Origin of the sequence: Microbacterium sp. zg.B48 (assembly GCF_024623505.1) — a bacterium.
Classification (GTDB): domain Bacteria; phylum Actinomycetota; class Actinomycetes; order Actinomycetales; family Microbacteriaceae; genus Microbacterium.
The window spans coordinates 25,583-44,295 of sequence record NZ_JANJFE010000010.1; the positions used below are offsets into that span (position 1 = coordinate 25,583).

Annotated in this window: 21 protein-coding genes and 2 pseudogenes; 8 read left to right on the plus strand and 15 right to left on the minus strand. The window is 65.9% G+C overall.

Going from position 1 to position 18,713, the window contains the following annotated elements; genetic code table 11:
* Positions 1-189: 189 nt before the first annotated feature.
* A complete protein-coding gene (locus NQ152_RS07365; protein ID WP_257523529.1) occupies positions 190-2,943 on the minus strand; it encodes an AAA family ATPase in 2,754 nt (917 codons plus the stop codon).
* A gap of 36 nt (positions 2,944-2,979) precedes the next feature.
* Positions 2,980-3,336, minus strand: a pseudogene (locus NQ152_RS07370) (hypothetical protein); the annotation flags it as partial.
* Between the two features lie 182 nt (positions 3,337-3,518).
* Between NQ152_RS07370 and NQ152_RS07375 the strand changes: the two are divergent.
* Positions 3,519-4,028 (plus strand): GNAT family N-acetyltransferase, encoded by a 510-nt coding sequence (locus NQ152_RS07375; protein ID WP_257523530.1) that lies wholly within the window; start codon positions 3,519-3,521, stop codon positions 4,026-4,028.
* Between the two features lie 40 nt (positions 4,029-4,068).
* Here the strand turns inward: NQ152_RS07375 and NQ152_RS07380 are convergent, their stop codons facing one another.
* The 4 genes from NQ152_RS07380 to NQ152_RS07395 form a co-directional block, all read right to left on the minus strand.
* Positions 4,069-4,632 (minus strand): GNAT family N-acetyltransferase, encoded by a 564-nt coding sequence (locus tag NQ152_RS07380; RefSeq protein WP_257501710.1) that lies wholly within the window; start codon positions 4,630-4,632, stop codon positions 4,069-4,071.
* Between the two features lie 272 nt (positions 4,633-4,904).
* On the minus strand, positions 4,905-5,573 hold the full coding sequence (locus NQ152_RS07385; RefSeq protein ID WP_257496085.1) for a VOC family protein: 669 nt from the start codon (positions 5,571-5,573) through the stop codon (positions 4,905-4,907).
* A gap of 162 nt (positions 5,574-5,735) precedes the next feature.
* Positions 5,736-6,308, minus strand: a complete 573-nt coding sequence (locus tag NQ152_RS07390) for an alpha/beta hydrolase (protein ID WP_257523531.1) — start codon at positions 6,306-6,308, stop codon at positions 5,736-5,738.
* 349 nt (positions 6,309-6,657) lie between these two features.
* Complete coding sequence (locus NQ152_RS07395) at positions 6,658-7,488, minus strand: alpha/beta fold hydrolase (protein WP_257501712.1); 831 nt, start codon at positions 7,486-7,488, stop codon at positions 6,658-6,660.
* A gap of 23 nt (positions 7,489-7,511) precedes the next feature.
* Here NQ152_RS07395 and NQ152_RS07400 point away from each other — a divergent pair, with 23 nt between their 5' ends.
* The 3 genes and pseudogenes from NQ152_RS07400 to NQ152_RS07415 all read left to right on the plus strand — a co-directional run.
* Positions 7,512-8,096: a TetR/AcrR family transcriptional regulator gene (locus tag NQ152_RS07400; RefSeq protein WP_257501713.1), complete on the plus strand. Its 585-nt coding sequence runs from the start codon at positions 7,512-7,514 to the stop codon at positions 8,094-8,096.
* A 360-nt stretch (positions 8,097-8,456) separates the two neighbouring features.
* Positions 8,457-8,750, plus strand: a complete 294-nt coding sequence (locus tag NQ152_RS07410) for a hypothetical protein (protein WP_257523532.1) — start codon at positions 8,457-8,459, stop codon at positions 8,748-8,750.
* 90 nt (positions 8,751-8,840) lie between these two features.
* Positions 8,841-9,143, plus strand: a pseudogene (locus NQ152_RS07415) (hypothetical protein); the annotation flags it as partial.
* Positions 9,144-9,320: 177 nt separating this feature from the next.
* Here the strand turns inward: NQ152_RS07415 and NQ152_RS07420 are convergent.
* From NQ152_RS07420 to NQ152_RS07430, 3 genes are all read right to left on the minus strand, one after another.
* Positions 9,321-9,635: an ATP-dependent DNA ligase gene (locus NQ152_RS07420; RefSeq protein ID WP_257523533.1), complete on the minus strand. Its 315-nt coding sequence runs from the start codon at positions 9,633-9,635 to the stop codon at positions 9,321-9,323.
* Between the two features lie 291 nt (positions 9,636-9,926).
* Complete coding sequence (locus NQ152_RS07425; RefSeq protein WP_257523534.1) at positions 9,927-10,805, minus strand: hypothetical protein; 879 nt, start codon at positions 10,803-10,805, stop codon at positions 9,927-9,929.
* The gene (locus NQ152_RS07430) at positions 10,805-11,023 is read right to left on the minus strand and encodes a hypothetical protein (protein ID WP_257523535.1); all 219 of its coding nucleotides are present in this window, start codon (positions 11,021-11,023) and stop codon (positions 10,805-10,807) included. Before NQ152_RS07430 ends, NQ152_RS07425 begins: the two co-directional genes overlap by 1 nt.
* Before the next feature lie 451 nt (positions 11,024-11,474).
* On the opposite strand from NQ152_RS07430, the gene NQ152_RS07435 reads away from it, so the two are divergent.
* A complete protein-coding gene (locus NQ152_RS07435) occupies positions 11,475-11,801 on the plus strand; it encodes a hypothetical protein (RefSeq protein ID WP_257523536.1) in 327 nt (108 codons plus the stop codon).
* An 89-nt stretch (positions 11,802-11,890) separates the two neighbouring features.
* Here the strand turns inward: NQ152_RS07435 and NQ152_RS07440 are convergent, their stop codons facing one another.
* Positions 11,891-12,532, minus strand: coding sequence for an N-acetyltransferase (locus NQ152_RS07440; RefSeq protein WP_257523537.1), 642 nt, complete (start codon positions 12,530-12,532; stop codon positions 11,891-11,893).
* 552 nt (positions 12,533-13,084) lie between these two features.
* Between NQ152_RS07440 and NQ152_RS07445 the strand changes: the two genes are divergently transcribed.
* From NQ152_RS07445 to NQ152_RS17350, 3 genes are all read left to right on the plus strand, one after another.
* Positions 13,085-13,756 (plus strand): hypothetical protein, encoded by a 672-nt coding sequence (locus tag NQ152_RS07445; protein WP_257523538.1) that lies wholly within the window; start codon positions 13,085-13,087, stop codon positions 13,754-13,756.
* 106 nt (positions 13,757-13,862) lie between these two features.
* Positions 13,863-14,207 (plus strand): hypothetical protein, encoded by a 345-nt coding sequence (locus tag NQ152_RS07450; protein WP_257501718.1) that lies wholly within the window; start codon positions 13,863-13,865, stop codon positions 14,205-14,207.
* A 107-nt stretch (positions 14,208-14,314) separates the two neighbouring features.
* Complete coding sequence (locus tag NQ152_RS17350; RefSeq protein WP_374113575.1) at positions 14,315-14,737, plus strand: GIY-YIG nuclease family protein; 423 nt, start codon at positions 14,315-14,317, stop codon at positions 14,735-14,737.
* Positions 14,738-14,787: 50 nt separating this feature from the next.
* Here the strand turns inward: NQ152_RS17350 and NQ152_RS07455 are convergent, their stop codons facing one another.
* The 5 genes from NQ152_RS07455 to NQ152_RS07475 all read right to left on the minus strand — a co-directional run bounded on the left by NQ152_RS07455 (position 14,788) and on the right by NQ152_RS07475 (position 18,615).
* Complete coding sequence (locus NQ152_RS07455; protein WP_257523539.1) at positions 14,788-16,002, minus strand: RNA polymerase sigma factor; 1,215 nt, start codon at positions 16,000-16,002, stop codon at positions 14,788-14,790.
* The gene (locus NQ152_RS07460; protein WP_257501720.1) at positions 15,999-16,334 is read right to left on the minus strand and encodes a YciI family protein; all 336 of its coding nucleotides are present in this window, start codon (positions 16,332-16,334) and stop codon (positions 15,999-16,001) included. The genes NQ152_RS07455 and NQ152_RS07460 overlap by 4 nt, the downstream gene beginning before the upstream one ends.
* 16 nt (positions 16,335-16,350) lie before the next feature.
* Positions 16,351-16,947: a dihydrofolate reductase family protein gene (locus NQ152_RS07465; RefSeq protein WP_257523540.1), complete on the minus strand. Its 597-nt coding sequence runs from the start codon at positions 16,945-16,947 to the stop codon at positions 16,351-16,353.
* A 195-nt stretch (positions 16,948-17,142) separates the two neighbouring features.
* On the minus strand, positions 17,143-17,544 hold the full coding sequence (locus NQ152_RS07470; RefSeq protein WP_257523541.1) for a glyoxalase: 402 nt from the start codon (positions 17,542-17,544) through the stop codon (positions 17,143-17,145).
* Between the two features lie 216 nt (positions 17,545-17,760).
* Entirely contained in the window at positions 17,761-18,615 is an 855-nt protein-coding gene (locus NQ152_RS07475; RefSeq protein WP_257501723.1) for an alpha/beta fold hydrolase, read from the minus strand.
* Positions 18,616-18,713 lie beyond the last annotated feature (98 nt).

Genomic DNA, 18,713 nt, shown 5'->3' on the forward strand with positions numbered 1-18,713 from the left:
CGCGCCGTTTGTGGCCGGGCACGGCACCGCGGCGGACGGACGGGTCTCGTCGTGGGGACAGCATGCTCTGCGTCTTTCTTTCTGTGACTGCTCGGGCGAGCAGCCGCAAAGAACGAAGAACCTATGTTGCCGGAATCGGGTCAAGCGTCGTCGGCGACCGCGCAGGTTTCTCCAGCATCGTGAGGATCGTCACCCCCGCGCGTCGAGGCGGAGGTCTCGGAGCTGCCTGCGCGAGGTGATGCCGAGCTTGCGAAAGATGTTTCGCAGGTGGGCCTCGATCGTGCGCGGGCTCAAGAACAGCTGCGTGCCCACCTCTCGTGATGTCGCACCGGCCGCCACCAGCCGAGCGATCTGCAGTTCTTGCGCCGTGAGGCCGTCGCTCTGCGCGGCGGAGCGCTGTCTCGCGCGCTCACCGGTGGCGTGCAGTTCGCGCGCGGCCCGTTGGGCGAAGGCAGCGGCGCCCATCTCCGACAGCGACTCATAGGCACTGCGCAGGGCTTGGCGTGCGTCGTGACGGCGTCCTTCGCGGCGCAGCCATTCGCCGTAGAGCAGATGGGCACGGGCCGTCTCGACGGCGATCTTGGAGGTGCTGAGCTGCCTGATGGCTTCGCGATACCCCTCCTCTGCGGCCGGTCCGCTGCTCGTCAGCGCGCGGGATCGCGCCTCCAGGCCTCGCGCCCAAGGCGTGTCGCTGGCTCTCACGCGCGCGCTGAGTCGTTCGAGCGCCCGCAGTGCGGTGTCTGTGTCACCGGTGCGAACGGATGCCTCGATCACTTCCGGCAGGCCCAGAGTGCTGAGCGAGAGTTCAGCCGACTCGCATGTCGCGGTTGCCGCATCAAGCGCGGTCGAGTACGCGCCGAGACCGTTGTGAAGAATGGCGCTCGCATAGTGCGCGAACGCGCTCTGCGCGCTCCCGACGAGGTTCCCGTCGGCCGTGAGGGCGAGGCTGTTCGACCGCTCGACCGTTGGGCGGTCGCCACGCCAGGCCGCGAGCATGGCCCGGGCGTGGCGCAGCGGAGCGACGCCCATCGACTCGGTGAGTGACTCCGCCTCGGCGACGAGCTCGCCTGCCCGCGTGAGCTCGCCGCTGATCGTAAGGATGTTGGCGTGCAGGTTGAGCGCTCTCGGGAGCGCTGCCAGGGCCCCCGTGGTGCGAGCCGCGCGCACATTGCGGTCGGCGATCTCGTGCGCGCGCTCGTCGTCGAGGATGCCGACGGCGACGCGTCCGGCGACCCACAGCCACGGTTCGCTGCCCTCCTCGCGCACCGCCTCCGGGCGCGTCGCCGCCGTGATCGCATCGAGCGCCACACGCACGGCCGGAACCCCCGCCGTGTACCCGTGCACCACCGTCACGGCGAGTCCGTCAAGGAGCAGGTCGACCGGCCGAGGACGCTCGGCCCGGACCGCGGCGAGCGCTGTGCGAGCGATGTCCACGATGTCGGGGCTTCCACCGACGATCGCCGCGTCGAGCGCGTGCAGAGTGGTCTCGCGTGACAGCAGCGGGTCGAATGGTGCCAGGGTCGCCGCGGCGTCGAGCAGCATCTGCGGCACGTCCGTTCCGCGCGTGCGGTGGAAGGCGATCTGGGCACGAAGAAGTGCGGCGCGTGCGCGTTGAAGCGGGTCGGGTGCGCCACGCTCTGCGATCGCAAGCAGCTCCACGGCCGTCTCGGACTCCCCCGCCGTGTGCAGCGCGTGCGCCGCGTCGAGGGCGCGACGGGTCTGGTCGGCGACGCCCGGGGTGAGTTCTGCCGACCGCCGCAGGAACGCGCCGGCCGCGGCGTACCCGCCGCGAGAGCGCGCCCGCCCGGCCAAGCGCTCCAACTCTGCGGCGACCGCTTCGTCGGCCCCACTCACGGCGTGAGCGCGGTGCCACGCGCGCCGGTCGGGATCATGCGCTGCATCGATGACGGCCGCCAATGCGCCGTGGACGCGGCGGCGATTCGGTGCGTCGGCCGACCGGTACACGACCGAGCGCACGAGTGGGTGGCGAAACCGCACCTTCGTTCCCAGGTCGATCAATCCGGCCATCTCCGCCGGCGCGGAGGATTCCGCCGAGACGCCGAGCTCTGCGGCGACGCGGTGCAGCAGCTCGGGATCGCCGGTGGGATCGGCTGCCGCCGCGAGCAGCAGGAGCTGCGTCGCCGCGGGGAGTTCGCGGTAGCGGCTCAGAAACCCGCGTTCGACCCGTTCCTGGACATCCGGCAGGTGCGGGAGGTCGAAGCCGCCCGCGAGCCGTGCCGCCGGAACGTGTGCCGGCAGTTCCAGGAGGGCGAGAGGGTTGCCGCGCGCTTCGGCGATGATCAGCTCGCGCACGGCCTCGTCGACGGGCGCTCGGAACGCGGTGCTCAGCAATGTCCGCGCGGCGGTGTGGTCGAGTCCGGTCAGCTGCAACTCCGGGAGGTGCGAGAAGGCGCCCGGTTGGCCTCCGCCGTCGGCATTGCGCAGGCCGAACACGATCGCCAGGCGCTCGGCGTCGATGCGCCGAGCGACGAAGGCGATGATCTCAGCCGATGCCTCGTCGAGCCACTGCACGTCGTCGACCACGCACAGCAGCGGCCCATGCTCGGCGGCTTCGGCGACGAGGTTGAGGGTGGCGAGGCCGATCAGGAACTTGTCGGGTGCGGGGCCGTTTCGACTCCCCAGGGCAGTGCCGAGAGCCCGCTGCTGAGGCTCGGGCAGAGCTGCGAGGCGATCCAGGAAAGGGGCGCAGAACTGGTGGAGTCCGGCGAAGGCGAACTGCATCTCGGCCTCGACACCCGTCGAGGTCTCGACCCGGAAGCGGGAGGCGATCGCCGCATCGCGCAGGTGTTCCAGCAGCGCCGTCTTGCCTATGCCCGCCGCGCCGCGCACCACCAGCGCCCTGCTGCGCCCGGCCTGCACCGCGACCAGCAGCTGCTCGACGATATGGCGCTCCCGCTCCCTACCCAGCAGCTGCGACACCATTGCCCCCGCTCTGCGACATGCAACCAAACTATGTGCTCACCACACTGAACCGTCCCCGGTTCTTGGCCGCTCCTGTGCGGGTTCCATCACCGGGTGGGATGGGGTTTCGAGGTCAGCGTAGTAGACGGCCTCGAACTCGTCGGGCGGGACGTTGCCGATGGTCGAGTGCAGCCGCCTGGCGTTGCACCAATCGACCCAGCCTGCGGTGACCCATTCGACGCCGTCGATGGCGAGGGCGTTGTCGTACGCGTCGCCGATCGATCCGATCGACGCGGCGATGCCCTCGAGGGCGAGTGTTTCGGCGAACGACACGCTCGTGAATTGCGAGCCAGCGTCGCTGTGATGGACCAGCCCGTCTACGCCCGGGTGCCCGGCGCAGTCGCGTCGCCACAGTGTCCATACTCGGGCAACCTGCTCGAAGCGGACGACGCCGATCCCACATCGCTCGCGTGGGGACCGACATCCGCGCGCCGGCGAACGGTCCGGCAGCCTGCGCCGGCCTGGTGCGCGGGCGGTCCCGTTCTCCATGTGCCACCCGATGACGAGTTGGGCGGGGGTTTCGCTATGGTCGACGGATGCTTCCGCCGAACACTCCGCGCCTGCGCTTTCGCGAGATGGCTCCAGCCGCTCTGCCCGCGATGGCCGGCCTTCTCGGAGACGCCGATGTCATGCGGTTCTATCCCGCCCCGAAGACGCGTGAGCAGGCGGCGTCGTGGATCGACTGGAACCTGAAGAACTATGTCCGGGACGGACACGGGCTCTGGATCATCGAGACAAGTGATGGGGAGTTCGTCGGGGATTGTGGCCTCACTTGGCAGGACGTCAACGGAGTCAAGCGCCTGGAGATCGGCTACCACGTCCTGCCCCGCTGGCAAGGGCTGGGACTCGCGACAGAGGCGGCCGCCGCGTGCCGCGACTTCGCGAGGGACCGACTCGGAGCCGAAGAAGTCATCGCGATCGTCCACCCCGACAATCGCGCGTCGATTCGGGTGGCGGAGAAGATCGGGATGCACCGGGAAGACGAGGATCGAGGCAACGACGGAACAGTGCGGCGGGTTCTGAGCATGCCCTTGTCGCCCGCCTAGGGACCGGTTGCGGGCTCCTACTCGGTCTGGTGTCCGATGGTCAGACCGTCCAGGGAAGTTTGTGATGCAAGGCATGCAGGGTCACGGCTCCGCCGTAAATGAGGGCGGTCCCGAGCTCAGAAAAACCCCAATGTCTATACATCTCTCGTGCCTGTGCAGCTTGGCCAAAAACACCCAGGACGGCATCGTGCTCAGTTCGGTTCGAGAGGAGTTCACGGACGCACTGTTTGGCTATCCCACGGCCTCGAAAGCTTTCGTCGACAGCAAGTTCCTGCACAATCACGGTTCGCGATGGTGTGATTGCCGCGTCCAGCGCTGGCCGCATTGCGTCTAGTCGTCGCTGCCAGGAGCTGTCCTGGTCAAGCCTCTGAGATAACGCGAAGCCGATCACGTGCCCATCGTGGCCCGCCGCGACAAGTCGCCCACCAGCACTGGCGAGTTGGTCGGGGCCCCATTGGTCGATGCTTTGGAGTTCGTCTGGCGATTCGTTGTAAGGAGGGGCCGCGAAGATTGAGATGAAGAGTTTCGCGATCTCAGCCCAAGTTTCGTCCGGGGCGACATGCTCGAACCGGACGTAACTGATTTCCCGCTGGACCACTTTCATAGCGGCTCAGACTATCTCCTGATTTCCCGCACGAAGCCTCGTTGGGGGGAAGACAAATACCCATTGCTACGGCACTCACCGCCCGGGAATCGGAGGCTGGGCGTGGAGATGTCGGCTGTGAGCGATCTGGCGAGGCTTCGTGGCGGGGTCGACGCACGATCGCTCAGCGATCCGCTTGCGCGACTCGGACTGTCTCACTGACGGACCGGCAATCGGTCGCATAATTAGTTTCGAAGTCCCGCGCCCTCTATCTGGTTGCGCCGCTGTGGACTTTATGCGGCTTGCTCGGGGCTGGCGGGTTCCGCGCCGTCTGGCCAGGCTGCCAGGCACACCTTGTTTCCCGACCGGTCGGCGAGGATCCATCCGCTGGGCGCCTCGACGGATTCAACCACCCGGCCCCCCGCGGCCACTGCCGCGGCGACGCGAGCCTCGATGTGCTCCTTGGCCAGCGAGACGTCGATGTGCATGGCGTGAGTGAGGGGCTTCGAAGGGTCCAACTCCTGCATCCATACCGTTGATCCCTGACCGAGCGGATCGATGCAGTTGTCCTCGTGCAACGGCGCGTATCCCAGCACCGCTCGCCAGAACGGCAGATCGATCGCGTCGGGCATTGCTGCGACAGCAACCTGCACCTCCTGTACCCGGGCCGTGTCGGCGACCGCACCGTGGTCGCGGGCGATGGTCGAGATCTTCCTAGCCACATCAAGGTGCGACCGTTCGGTTCCCCACATCTCGCGAGTCAGCTTTACCGTGAGACGGTCCGAGACCGCTGTCAGCAACGTGCGCGGGCCGAGCCCTGGGATCTCCGCCACGGCCGCCGCCAGCCGCGCAGCCTCCTGGAGCGAGCCCACCTTGAACACGGCGGTCGGGCCACCATGAAGAATCACCCAGTCATCGACGCCTTCGCCGGTGAGGAACGCACGCCACCCGTCTTCGCTCATGGCGATCACCCTACGCGCGCGGCGCCGCGCGCGGGAGCGCGCCCGCGGGCAGACCGCCCGTTCATCGACCGGGTTCCGCGCGCTGGGCGCGCCCGTCCTGGACGTCGGGAGAGCCGAAGGGCATGCCGGAACGGTCTCACCAAAATCTAACGGGCGTGGGGCTCAGCCCCGTAGCGAGGCGAGCATGTCGGCGATCGCATCGGCCACTGCGGCCGGGTTGCCGCCCATGATGTCGTGACCCGACTCCACGGCGATGGACACGGGCTTCGAGCTGCCTTTGAGCCACAGTGCCTGTTCTTCCTGGCTCGGCGACTGCCCGTGCGTCGCCCAGAGGACGGTGACCGGTATGGCGGGGATTGGCAGACGGTCGACTGCCAGCTGGTGCTCGAACAGTACATAGTCCATGTGCTCCGGGTTGTCGGGGCTGTCCCACGCGGGCACTTCCGTCGCGGGCATGTCTGCCTTGGGGGCCGGCACGTCGTCCATGACGATTCCCGCGACCTCATCGGGAAAGCGGCCGGCGTAGTGATACACGTCGAAGCCGCCGCTGGACGAGCCGACCAGCAGGTAGGGTCCAGAGACCTCCGCCGCGTCGAGGAGCGTGTGTAGGTCATCGGCAAGGTCATCAACCGTGCGTGCGCGGTCGGGCGGAGGGTCGCTCCTGCCTGTCCCTGCCCGATCGTACGTGCAGACACGCGTAGTCTTCGCGAGCGACTTGACGGCGGGCGCGAGCACAGAGGTGCCGCTGGCGCCGGTTCCGCGTCGTACACGACCGTCGGGGATTTATCGCCCACGCACAGTAGGGCAAGAGACCGGCCCGCCTCCACCTCGAAGCTGCCGTCGATCACGACGGTTGTCCGAGTCGGACTCGGCGATGGTGTCGGGTCGCCGGCGGGCGCGCACCACGCGAGCCCAAGCAAGCCGACAGCGAGCGGCGGAGGTCGCGCTTATAGCGAAGAGCAGTCGACGGACTCGCGCGCTCATGGCGGCCCCCAGCACGGTGGTTGCGCAGGCGATCCTGACGAGCAATGCACTCGGCGAGCCACATCGCGCGGAAAGAATACCGCGCGATGGGCGCCACCGGCTACGCGCCGGTGGCTGCCCAGAATGTGAGGATCGCCTGCGCAAGTGCATCGGGCTGCTCGAGCGGAATGAGCGTGCGCGCTCGGGTGACTGTGACGGATCTGGCGTGCGGCACGGATGCCGCCGCGCGCACAGCATCCTCGGGGCTCCAGTCTCCCCGGTCATCGGATGCGATGAACAGACTGGGGACGCCGATGCCCGAGAGGCGATCGGTCACGTCGGTTCGATCGATGATGAACGCGCGCAGCGCGTAACTCATGCTGGCTCGCGTGGGTCGGTTGAGACTTTCGACGATCACGTCGCGGATACCCGGAATCGCGGCCGAGGCATCCGTCAACATCGCCGAAATCACTGCCGCGCGTACCGGTCGGATCGCTCCGAAACAGCGCAGGACCGGATGAAGAACGGCGATCTGGCGCCGGAGGTGAGCAGGTATCGGCTCAGTAGGCGCGCTGATCGCAACGAAACTACGGATGATGGAGGGGTCGGTCGCGAGCTGATAGCCGATGTGCCCACCGAATGCGTTGCCCACCCAGTCGACAGGGGTGGTCGCACCGAGCCCGGCGAGGGCGTCCCGCGCGGCATCCGCTGCTTCGGCGATGCTGCTGCGCCGTGTAAGCGCATCGCTGAGACCCAGCCCGGGCGGGTCGATGAGGACGAACTCTCGTTCGGGGGCACCGGCCAGTAACAGGGGCAGCACGACGTCCCAGGTGTGGCTGTCGACAAACATCGATGACCACAGCACGGTCATGTCGCCCGCGCCGACGCGACGAACGGCGAGGGAGCCGAGGCGGGTATCGACACGCTCGGAGCGTTCGGAGGAGGTCTTCATGATTTCACGTTACCATGACTAACATGAAAGAGCGCAAGTACCGGATGTCGGCCCGAGCAGACGCTGCAGAGCTCACGGGTCAGCGGATCATCGACTGCATGCTCGAGCGCCTGCGCACCACCCCATACGAGCGGATCAGACTTGACGACGTCGCCGCGGACGCCGGCGTGACCTCGCAGACGGTGATCCGCCGGTTCGGCAGCAAACCGGTGCTGATGACCACAACAGTCGAACGCGAACTCGGACGCATCGCGGCGAAGCGCGAGGCAGCGCTGCGATCCGGCTCAGCTGAGACGATTCGAGCGCTGGTGGAGCACTACGACGAATACGGGCTGCTAATCCTCAAGACCTACTCCGAGGCCTCACTCGTGCCAGGGCTGCCGGACATCGTCGCGCGCGGCAGGGCGTATCACCTTGATTGGTGCCGACGCGCCTTTTCTGAGCACCTTTCGCCGCCCTCCGACGACGCGTCCCGACAGAGGCGGCTCGCCCAGATCGTGTCCATCTGCGACGCGACCACCTGGCGGATCCTGCGATTCGACGGCAACTTGTCCACGGCCCAGACCGAACTCGCGGTCACCGAACTGCTGACCCCGCTTCTGCGCTGAGCGACAGCGCTTCGGGTAGCGCGCCCTCCCTTTGCATCCCTCGTGAGCCCGGCCCGACTGCACGGAAGCGGATGGCATACGCACACTTCTACACGTCAGAGACCGAACGACGCACCGCGCTCCCCGGCTGGCTGCACTTTACAATCAGCACAGGCACCACTCCGCCATCGGAGCCGTACCGTTCAGCAGACTCCACAACCTGCCTGGACATCCCACCTAGGCCTGCGGCGCGAAAGACTCCTGCCCAGACTGGGATAAAGGCCAACGGCGGTGGCTCATTGGTGGGCGCCTCAGGTCAGTGGCCAAGATAGCGCAAGCTCCGGAGTCTCGCGGGCCGAGCTGGGCGTAGGGTTCTTAAGCATGAGCGATGCCAAGACCATGGTGCGAACGACCATCACCGTTGGCGAGTCCGTCTACCTTCTCGCGCAAACACAGGACTTCGAGGGCCTGCAGCGCCGTATCGAGAAGGCACTGGACGATGGTGGCAGGTTCGTGGAGTTCGTCGTGGTCGGGAACCGCACTGTCAGCACCCTGATCACGGGCTCTCAGTCCGTGACGTTCCTCGTCGAGACTGTTCCTTTCGACGATCGGGACACCGGAGATGTCGATTATCCCTTCGGTGGATTCCACGACACCTCGGTGGACGCATTCTGATGCCGAGGAGGATCACCAGGTAGGCGATGACTTTGCGGAGTTGAACGTCGCTTCCGCGGGGTCTTCCGGCAGAGGGCCTATGGTTTGTCCGTGGGCACTATCTACTACGGCGGGTCGGCAACTCCGATCCACATCGGCGATCGCGCTCTTGCGCACCTGAAAGTGGTCGTGGCGACCAAGCTGCGCCGCAACGAGAGCTTTACGGTCGGCTGGCGCCATCCTGACGACCAGCCGCGCGGCCGGAGCACGATCTGGCTGCACCCGTCGATCCCGCTGCGTTTCGTCTTCGACGACCCCGAGCCCACCCAGCTCAGCCGGGCGTGGATCGAGGAACTCGCCAACTCCGCCAACTCCTCCGGCGGAATCACCCTGATCGCCGAGCATTTCGACACCGGACCGGTTGAGGTCGTCACCGAGGAGGAGCCGCACCTGACCGTGGGCAAGGTCGACGTCGACGAACTCTCGATCGACAAGCTCACGGTCGCCGGCATCGAGATGATCCCCGGCGAGGTGTCCCCTGCGCCCGGCGTGATCGAGACCTCAGAGGTCGCTATTCAGCCTGAGGACTGATCACTCCCCGGGCGGGGTGTCCTCGGCCGGCTCGGGGGTGATCGTCAGCCCGCTAGGACCGCTCGCGGCCTGCATCAGGTCCTCGATCCACGCGCGGTTGATGCGCGGGTTCCGGCTGCCGAAGAAGTGGAACTGGATCGGCACCGACGGGTGCATCCAGAAGCTGCGACGACCACTGCCGTCGCCCACCACGACGTCGAACATGAACGGCTCGGTACGACGCAGCTTGTTCATCACCACGATCCGCAGATGTGCCAGCGTCCGGTCGTCGATGTCGACCGAATTCGCCATGCTGTCGTAAATGAACCTGCCCATACCGCCGAGCCTAGCCGCTGACTCATCCGCGGCTACCCGCGCTAGCTGCGTTGCAGCTCGTCGAATTCCAGATGTCCCTCCGCCCAGATAACCGCTTCCCCGTCCAGCACACACCCGGCCGGTATCGCGTGCGCTGCGGCTTCGCCTCACTCGGGGAACGCGACGGTGCGGGGTTTTCTTCGTGGTAGAGCCCCGTTGGTCGAACAAGTGGCGCGAGCAGGTCCCAGAAACGCACAGTGCCCGAACAGGGATCCTCGCCGCCCGGCGCACACAGTCTGCGGCGCGGGCTACTTACCACGCGCGGCTACGCGTTGCTAGCCAGGTGAAGTACGGAACCGCGGTCATCAGAAGCAGGCCCACGCCGACAGTGCCGAAGAAGAAGACCTCAGAATCCATCCAGCTGGGCTGCGCTTCTGTTTCAGCTTCAGCTTGGGCTTCGGCGTCTGTGGCCTCGGCGCGGGATTCTGCATCCGCAACAGCTTGATCCACCTGCGCATTGAAGAGGATTGCAGCCTGCTCTGGATTGTCCGGAGTCGGTACCGGGGTTGGCCACATCACGACTACCGAAGCAGGCGTGATGGGCTCTACGTCGGTGGACCCCGGCGACACGAACGGCCACGCCATACCGCAGACGGCGATGGCAAGGGCAATCACCGCGGCCTGGAGCATCCATACGCGACGCAACACGATGGTGCGCGTGTAGTCGACAAAGAACTGAACGCGGTTGTAGGCCTTGAGCGCCCACCCACCCTCTTCATCGACGTCCGCCACGCTTCCGCTGGCCGTGATGTAAGACATGTACGCGGTGGCCAGAGCAATTGCGAGGGCAAAGAATATCGGCGCGATGAGGGCGCGACTCGGAAGCTCCGTTCCGCCAGCACTGTAGACAAGTGCGAGGAGGCCCGCATAGATCGTGGCGATCGCGCTGGAGGCGGTGACAGTGGCCGTCGCTGCAGCTCGCGACCGATCGACGGATCCCGAGGCGAGCGAAATCAATCCCGCGTGAAGTGCGGCGAGGCTGGCGATGTCGGCCGCGCGTACGTCCTTTAGGACGGCGAGGTCTCCCTCTGTCAGGGCTGCCGGGTCAGGCGATGCGGCCTCCTTGGCTGGCTCAACAATCTCGATCTTCCCGTCAATCTGTATGGGAAGGCTTAGGAACTTGTCGCGCATCAGGCGCCGCCCCTGCGCAATTTTTTCACGGCCGGCAGGTGGAACTCAGGGCGCACCTGAACCCATTCTTGGCCGCGCTTCTCGTAACGAAGGCCCGTCTCTCGATGATGTCCAATCGGGGCGTCAGGCTCAGATAGATGAATGCGGGCGTCGGCGAAGTACTTGGCTTCGTAGCGCTTTCCTTCCTTGGTGCAGAGAAGCCAATCCTCGTCGCTCATAGGTTGCCCCCATCATTCCCAGATGCCGCGAAAACTAGTCCTCCAGGGGCTGGCTGTCTAGTCCCGTCCTTCGGCCTGCAGGAAGCTTCGTTCTGAGAGACAGATCGGCGTCGCACGGCCGCCTGATCGTTCAGTCTTGAGCACGCTACTCAACCATGAACGACGGGCGTGAGCTCGGCGGCGATGTTGAGTGGACGCAGGCAGGCACGTCCGCTTCGGTGCCATAGATGGCGCGATGCTGCCGAGGCGCAAAGACGGTTCCGCTCTCGCTCAATACTCCCGAAATGACACGGGCGGGGTGTGAACGGGGGTTGGAGCCCGGATGGGCTCGCTTGCTCGGGGAACGCCCGGAATCATCCGTGCCCGCAGGACGACCCCGCTACGAACGTGGCGGCTGGCAGGGCGCCATTCTAGCCGCGCGCGATAGCGTCGGAGTGAGCCGGGAGGTCAGATGCAATCCGAGCGGGACGAGTCGTTCTTCGAAGCGCAGCCGGAGGACGCATTCGTCTACTGGGTGTGCTTTTGGACTGGGGACGATGTTGAAACGCCGGCGCAGCACGACCCGCAACGAGTCTCTGACGCCGACTCGGTGGAGGAGGTCCTCGCCTGGATTTCCCGCGAGCGAGGCGAACGAGGGTTCGAGCTGTTCGTCGAAACGGTCGAGTACGCCGAGTCGCGTGACGTCGGCTCGACACCTCACCGCAAGCTTGTTCGTTTGGCCGGCCACTTTCGTCCTGCCGGGACCCAGGTGACGATCCCTTTGATTCGAGCGGACTGACGACCCTTGCCGTTGCGCCCGAAGCACGACCGGCCTCTGGGCGGCGTTGGAATGTCGAGTGCGATCGCTTGCGGCTGGCGACCGGCTACTCATCCATAGACGAGGTATGTTCCGGGCTTGCCAGGTTCGCGCAGCTCGAACATCACCTGCAGTCCGGCCGAGTCGAGGAGATCAACTTGCTGCGCGAACCGTTCGTTGGTCACGAACACGGTCCGTGTGAGCGCCCAGGTCTCGTCCAGCCAGGTCCTGAGCGCGGCAAGGAGTCGCACGTCCATAGCGGAAGCGATCCGCGACTGTCGGATCCAGAAGTAGACCACCGCGTCGATCTCCGCCCACTGAGCTTCCCCCGCGACGGGCGACACGGTGGCTCTTGTGAGGAAGGTCGCGGTGGTGGGGAAGATGTAGACGCAGCCCAGACAGGTGGTGCCATCCGGGGTGAGCAGCGTGTAGGTGAACGCGCGCCGCTCCACGTGACGTTGTTCGAGATCGGCGAGGTCTTTACGGTTCGCCTCGACGGTGAAGTCGTCGGCGGGCCAGGAGGACTGCTCCCATGTGCGCAGGTCAACCCGCGTCTCCATGATCGCCTCATGATCGCGCGGCGCGTCTGCGGCCGTGATCGGTCGCAAGAAGAACTCGTCGGTCTCCAGCCTGGAGGGGAGGCTGCGCCGTGGATCGCCGAGCGACATGCGTTCGGTCTTCGCATTCGCCTGCCCGCTCAGCGTCTCGCCCACGCGTTGCTCTGTTGCAGGCGTGACCGGCCGAGGTCTACCGTCCTTGCGTCGCGACATCTGACAATTCTCACGCCAAGACAGCGGGCGGTCGCGAATCAACTCTGGTTCTAACCTCCGCATGGGGACCCTTGAACGGACGGGCAACGTAGACTCCGTCGGAACGACGGGAGTTGCGATGACTGCGAAAGCGTCCCTCTGGCAGAGACTCGGCCGATTCTTCAGGCCGGAGCGAGAGACATACGAAACGCGTCGGAGCCGGCCCGACTCTCCGTCGGATACGCCGAACAACCAGTTCAACGAGCCGACAGATCAGCGTCGCAGCGCGTGGGGCGCGGGCGGATGAGTTCGCACGCGGACCCGCTTGCGCGCCGAGTGGTGCAACGCGGAAGACCGTTGGTCGCCGCGGGGATAAGCCAGCGCTCGAAAGTCGCCGAGTCTGGTGAGCGACTGTAGAATCCAGGCGTCGATCGTCGCCGTGGTGTTTGGGCGCAGACGTGGAGGAGACTCTGTCGCATGGGATTTGCTCGTTATGAGTTCGAGGGAGTCCTCGGTGTGGACTCGCCGGACCCGATGGACGCACAGCGAGAACGCATCGCGCAGTGGCCGGTCCCGGTGTTCGGGTTGGCTCCTCAGCCGACGATCGAAATGTTCGGCCCGTCCCCGATCGGCAATGGATCGGACGGCGCCGGCTTGCGTAACGCGCAGGTCGGGTTTTCGTACATCGTGATTCGTAACCCTGCAGATCGGGCTGACCCTGCCAACCTGGCGGATCTCGACGAAGAGGTCAAGCGCGCGCTGGACGAGGTCCCGCCGTGGCCGCTACCGAAATGGCTCATCGAACTGACCGAGCGGCAGCGTTACCCCATGCTGTGGGAGGCCGTGAGGACCAGCTGGTACCGCGACCCAGCGGAACGGCCCTCGATCGCCGAGGCGCTCGTCGATCACACAACCGAGGTGCTGAACACCAGCTTCCGGCGAGAACGAGGACTCGACGGCAGGGTCGGCAGCCTCCCCCCAGCACCCGACATCACCACCGCCGGCGTGCAACACGATGCCATCCTCCGGATCGATGGAATCGACCGCCCCGCGGTCCTGATCGATACAGATCCGCATGTCTTCGCCGTCGGAACCGAACTCGACGGCTCTGCCCTAGCTACTGTCGTCCTAACCCGCGACGAACTCCCCTTCGTCCGAGTCGAGCTGACAACTCACGCCAGCACCTAACCCGCGCGCTGCGGCACCCGCTTCAGGGCGGACCTGCGTAACCGCGCCAATGACGACAATCTCCTGACACGTCGGGCTTCCGAATGTGACGCGGTACGGTGTCGACATGAGCGCCACGCAGGAAGCCGCGCCGAACGTTAAGGGCAAGCGGGAGCTGCCCCCGGGGATCTATCTTGTCCTTGGGGTCGTCGTTGTGCCCGCGCTGATCGCGCTTCTCACACCCCGAGGCTTTGAACCCGGCACAGCAACGTTCGTGCACGTCGCCTTCGCGGTGGTCGCCGGCCAGACGATCGCGGTGCTCACTGCCGTCGGTGTGCTCGCCGCTGCCATCGTCCGCCGCAGCAGCCTCGGTCGCATCGTGATCTTTGCTGTGATCGCGGTGGTGGTGACCTCGATGTCCCTGAACACTGCCGGCACTTTCGCGGACCAGATCGTTCGAGCTTTTGCCTAATCGTCGCAACGGCTGAGACCTGTCAGCGGTATCGGCGTTGTTGCCGTGAGCGACCCGCTTAGGAGCGAGGTGTCAGCGATGTCGAGTGCGATCGCTAGCCTGGCGACATGACGAGCCCTTCTACCCCGGAGTGGAACGTCGTACTCGCTCAGCCAAGGCAACCGGCAAGCACCATACAGCGCGGCGATGTTCCTGACGGCCCCGGGGTGTACGCATGGTTCCGCGACGGCGACTGCGTCTATCTAGGGAAGGCTTCGAACCTCAGGTCGCGCCTCGGGACGCATCTTGGGACGTCCCTGGACCTCAGTCGAAGCACAGTCCGCTCCTGGGTAGCGGTGCGAGAGCTGAATCTCACCCGGGAACACACGCGACGTCGTCCGACAGTCATGACGGACGAGCAAGTCGCCATCGTCACGGAATGGATCCGAAGCTGCGACCTATCGTGGGTCACCAGCGCATCAAGCGAGGAAGCAGCCTCACTCGAAGCCAAGCTGCTCGCCGCCTGGCGTCCGCCGCTCAACGTGGCGTGAGTCGTCCCCCGCGCGGTCGATACACGACCGGGTAGCGGGACGCCTCTTAGTCAGTCTCGCTGTTCTCGCTGCGCCCTGAGGTACGCGACCTCGGCCGTGTTGGTAGCGAGCTTGATCGCGGCGTCGTACGCCTCGCGGGATGCCGCATCACGACCTAGCCGCCGAAGCAGTTTGGCGCGAGCGGCGTGGTACGCGTGGTAGTCCACCAGGTCGGACCCGAGCTCGTCGACGAGCGCAAGCCCTGCCTCCGCGCCGTCGCGCTCGCTCACCGCGATGGCGCGATTGAGCCGCACAATCGGCGAGGCGTCGAGTCGTATCAGCTGGTCGTAGAGCGCGACGACCTGCGTCCACTCAGTCGCATCGCCGTCAGTGTGCACGGCGTTGATCGCCGCCAGCAGCTGGTACCGGCCCGGCGGGATGCCGGAGGCAAGCCGTTCGCGGACGAGGGCGTGGCCCTCGGAGATCAGTGCCGCATCCCACAGCCGGCGATCCTGCTCGGCCAGGGGGACCAGGGCGCCTTGCGATGACACCCGCGCCGACCGGCGCGAGTCTGTGAGCAGCATGAGGCCCAGCATCCCGGTCACCTCGGCGTCGTCGGGCAGCAACTGGTGCAGTAACCGCGTCAGTCGGATCGCCTCTGCGGTCAATTCCCCGCGAACCGGTGCCGTGTCAGGTCCAGTCGCGAGATACCCCTCGTTGAAGATCAGTAGGAGCACCGCCAGAACTCCCGAGACGCGGCGCGGTAGGTCGTCAGCAGCGGGCACGCGATACGGGATGCCGGCAGCAGCGATCTTCGCCTTGGCGCGCGTGATACGGGCACCAATCGCGGTGTCTTGCGCGAGGAAGGCGCTCGCGATCTCGGTGACGGTCAGCCCGCCGACCATCCGGAGCGTCAATGCGACACGCGCCCCCATCGCAAGCGCCGGGTGGCAGCAGATGAAGACCAGCCGCAGTCGGTCGTCATCGATCGCGCCGAGGGGCTCGGTCTTAGTGCCGTACAAGAGCTCAGCCTCCCGGTGCCGGGCGTCGCGGCTGCTCTCGCGACGTATCCGGTCGATGGCTTTGCGGGTTGCGGTCGTAGTAAGCCACGCGCCGGGGTTGGGCGGGATGCCGACCCGCGGCCAACGCTCCGCGGCGGTCGCGAAGGCCTCCGCGGCCGCCTCCTCCGCGGTATCGAGACTCCCGAATCGCTTCGCGAGCGTCGCCACGACCCGCGCCCATTCCTCCCGGTGGGCGCGGGTCAGGGCCTCCTGGACGTCACTCAAGCAGGCGGCGCCAGCAAGGGACGCACCTCGAGGCGGCGATCGCAGGCCCTCGAGCCCTCGGCCATCAGCGCAAGCGCGACGTCGAGGTCGGGGGCTTCGATGATCCAGAAGCCGGCGGCCCACTCCTTGGCCTCAACATACGGGCCATCGGTGAAGATCGGCTCGTCGCCGCGGCCGTCAATCACGGTCGAGGTGGTCGGGTCGGCGAGCCCGGCCGCGAAGACCCAGTAGCCACCCGCGATCAGCTTTTTGTTGAAGACATCGATCGCGACCTGCTCCTCAGCGGTCCCCGATTCGCTGCGGTAGTCGATGACGTTGACCAGATAATGCATGGGTGGATCCTCTCCCTCAGGCGTACTCGGGACGACCAGCGACGCGGTAGGTGAGGCCGATTACTCCGGTGCCGAACACCTGCGAGTCGAGCAGCTCGAGCCTGATGTCGATACCGTCCTGCGGGAACAGGCGCTCGCCCTCGCCGACGATCACCGGGAACTGGACGAGGTTGAGCTCATCCACCAGCTCATTGTCAAGCAACCAGCGCGCGAGCCGAACGCTGCCGACTAGCAACAGTTCCCCGACGTGCTGCGCCTTGATCTCACGGATCTCGGCGACGACATCGCCCGAGATGACGGTGGACTGCTCCCAGGCCGGGTTGATCAGCGTGTTCGACACCACGTACTTCGGCTTCGAACTGATCGCCTCGCCGAATCCGCCGTCGTCGCTGCGCGCACCCCAAAAGGTCGCGAACATGTCGAACGTCTTGCGGCCCATCAGGAACCTGTCAGGACGTCGCCACGTGTCGAGAATGTACTGCACACTCTCGTCGTCGCCGAGCGGAAGCGCCCAGCCCCCGCGGGTGAAGCCGGGATCCAAGTCCTCGTTGTTGCCGCCGTTCGCTTGTGCGACGCCGTCGAGCGTCACCTGCAGGCTGATGGTGAGTTTCATGGGTGAGTTCCTCTCTCTCATCATCGCTACGAACGCTCCAGACCGAATTCGACAGGCTTCCCAGAATTCTTCTCGCGCGCTGGGGAACCGTGAAACCCGCTCGATAGAAGGATCCCATCTGATTCGTCACCTGCCGCGGTGAGGGATCGACTGCCGAACGGCTAGGAACTCGTACCCCGGGCGCCCGTACGCTTGCTATCCCGCGAATGTGGCGAATGTCCAGTGGTTGCCGTCGGGGTCAGAGATCGTGAACTCACGCGATGGATAATCCGTCTGGTTGACCAGTTCGTTCACGACGTTCGCTCCGATGATGCGCGCGCGGGCCATGACTGCGTCCGGGGTCGCAGTCACAACATGCAGTGAACTCGTGCCTGGCCTGCACGGCGTCGGGCGCTCACCAGTGCTTGAGAGCAGCACTCGACCCCCTTCGGGCCAGTCCAGCTGACAGTGGTGGATTTTGTCTGGGTCCTTACCCAGGATCAGCAGATCTTCGATGAACCCGAGCGCGGTCATCCAATCGCGAATCGCGTACGCGTGATCGCTGACGATAGTCGGCCAGACGCTGCGCTGCTGGCGACCGCTATCGGGAACAGTCATGGTCGTCAGCCTATGGTCCACCCGAATCGTTGCAAGGGCAGGCAACGTCCGCGAATCGACTAGGCAAACTTCCGCAGTTTGTCGACGGGCTAACGGCGTCGTGCGCGCTTATCCGCGAGACGAGCCCGCGGTCCGACCGGCACCCGTACGGTCAGGGACCGTCCAGCGAGCAGTGAGCGTACCTGGTGGAACGCGGAATCTCGCCAAGCTGAGGCGTCAGCGCTCGTTGCGTAGCCAGTCGAGTACGACGGCTGGAGCGGTCTCTGCCGCTTCCACGGCGAAAGCGACATGTGAGCCGTCCATCCAGTGCACGTCGCAGTCGGCGATGTGTGCGTCTGCGTACTGCGCGTTAGTGGGCGGCGCCATCTTGTCATAGCACCCATGGACGATGAGTGTCGGGCAGGTGATGTTTTCCAGCGGCGCCGGCACGAACACCGTGAAGTCGTTCCGCATGCCGGGCCGGCGCCGGGCGGAACCGAGCGACGCGGCGAGCACCGCCTCCAGCTGGGCCGTCCGACCGGGGGTGGCTGCAAGCGCTGTGGCGCGCTCGGTGGCCTCACGTTTCGTGTACGTCCCTGCTCCGCGCAGTAGCAGGCTAAGCGTCCACCTTGTCGCGTGGCGGAGTAGCCATAGTTCCAGCTTCGCTGTGGCGTCGCGCGCGGCGATGCTCGACATCCGGTTCGGGAGGGGGCCGGGGATACATACGCTGTCGATCTGCACGAGCTTGGAAACGCGACTTGGATGCCGCGCGGCTAGTTCGTAGCTGGCGGGTCCGCCGCCTGAGACGCCGAGCACGATGATGTCGTCGATGCTGAGCGAGTCCAGCAACGCCGCGAGGGCGTCGCCCTGCTCACGGAAGGTGCGTCCGGTGCTCAGTGGTGTGCCGAGGTATCCGGGTCTGCTCGGAGCGATGATTCGGTAGCCGTTCAGTCGCAGGAATTCTGCGCTGACCAATCCTTGATCCCAGCCGCCGAGCGTGCCGTGGACAGCGAGAACCGGTGAGCCGTCGCCGCGTTCGGCGTACTCGACGGGGCCTAAGGCCGTGGCGACGGTTCGCGGGGTTTCAGCCATGCATGCGCGAAAGTCTTCCGCAGTGGGGGCGGTGACCATGCTCCATTTTCGCAGCCGTATCTCGCGTCAACCAGTGGGCAGCCGACACGCGAGCAGAG

Excerpts from the sequence above, each read along its gene's own strand:
- NQ152_RS07410 (WP_257523532.1), top strand. The coding sequence starts at position 8,457 with ATGAGCGATGCCAAGACCATGGTGCGAACGACCATCACCGTTGGCGAG.
- NQ152_RS07435 (WP_257523536.1), top strand. The coding sequence starts at position 11,475 with ATGCAATCCGAGCGGGACGAGTCGTTCTTCGAAGCGCAGCCGGAGGAC.
- NQ152_RS07365 (WP_257523529.1), bottom strand. The coding sequence starts at position 2,943 with ATGGTGTCGCAGCTGCTGGGTAGGGAGCGGGAGCGCCATATCGTCGAG.
- NQ152_RS07380 (WP_257501710.1), bottom strand. The coding sequence starts at position 4,632 with ATGAAAGTGGTCCAGCGGGAAATCAGTTACGTCCGGTTCGAGCATGTC.
- NQ152_RS07450 (WP_257501718.1), top strand. The coding sequence starts at position 13,863 with ATGAGCGCCACGCAGGAAGCCGCGCCGAACGTTAAGGGCAAGCGGGAG.
- NQ152_RS07460 (WP_257501720.1), bottom strand. The coding sequence starts at position 16,334 with ATGCATTATCTGGTCAACGTCATCGACTACCGCAGCGAATCGGGGACC.
- NQ152_RS07425 (WP_257523534.1), bottom strand. The coding sequence starts at position 10,805 with ATGCGCGACAAGTTCCTAAGCCTTCCCATACAGATTGACGGGAAGATC.
- NQ152_RS07385 (WP_257496085.1), bottom strand. The coding sequence starts at position 5,573 with ATGAGCGAAGACGGGTGGCGTGCGTTCCTCACCGGCGAAGGCGTCGAT.
- NQ152_RS07375 (WP_257523530.1), top strand. The coding sequence starts at position 3,519 with ATGCTTCCGCCGAACACTCCGCGCCTGCGCTTTCGCGAGATGGCTCCA.
- NQ152_RS07420 (WP_257523533.1), bottom strand. The coding sequence starts at position 9,635 with ATGGGCAGGTTCATTTACGACAGCATGGCGAATTCGGTCGACATCGAC.
- NQ152_RS07470 (WP_257523541.1), bottom strand. The coding sequence starts at position 17,544 with ATGACTGTTCCCGATAGCGGTCGCCAGCAGCGCAGCGTCTGGCCGACT.
- NQ152_RS07430 (WP_257523535.1), bottom strand. The coding sequence starts at position 11,023 with ATGAGCGACGAGGATTGGCTTCTCTGCACCAAGGAAGGAAAGCGCTAC.
- NQ152_RS07395 (WP_257501712.1), bottom strand. The coding sequence starts at position 7,488 with ATGAAGACCTCCTCCGAACGCTCCGAGCGTGTCGATACCCGCCTCGGC.
- NQ152_RS07475 (WP_257501723.1), bottom strand. The coding sequence starts at position 18,615 with ATGGCTGAAACCCCGCGAACCGTCGCCACGGCCTTAGGCCCCGTCGAG.
- NQ152_RS17350 (WP_374113575.1), top strand. The coding sequence starts at position 14,315 with ATGACGAGCCCTTCTACCCCGGAGTGGAACGTCGTACTCGCTCAGCCA.
- NQ152_RS07465 (WP_257523540.1), bottom strand. The coding sequence starts at position 16,947 with ATGAAACTCACCATCAGCCTGCAGGTGACGCTCGACGGCGTCGCACAA.
- NQ152_RS07400 (WP_257501713.1), top strand. The coding sequence starts at position 7,512 with ATGAAAGAGCGCAAGTACCGGATGTCGGCCCGAGCAGACGCTGCAGAG.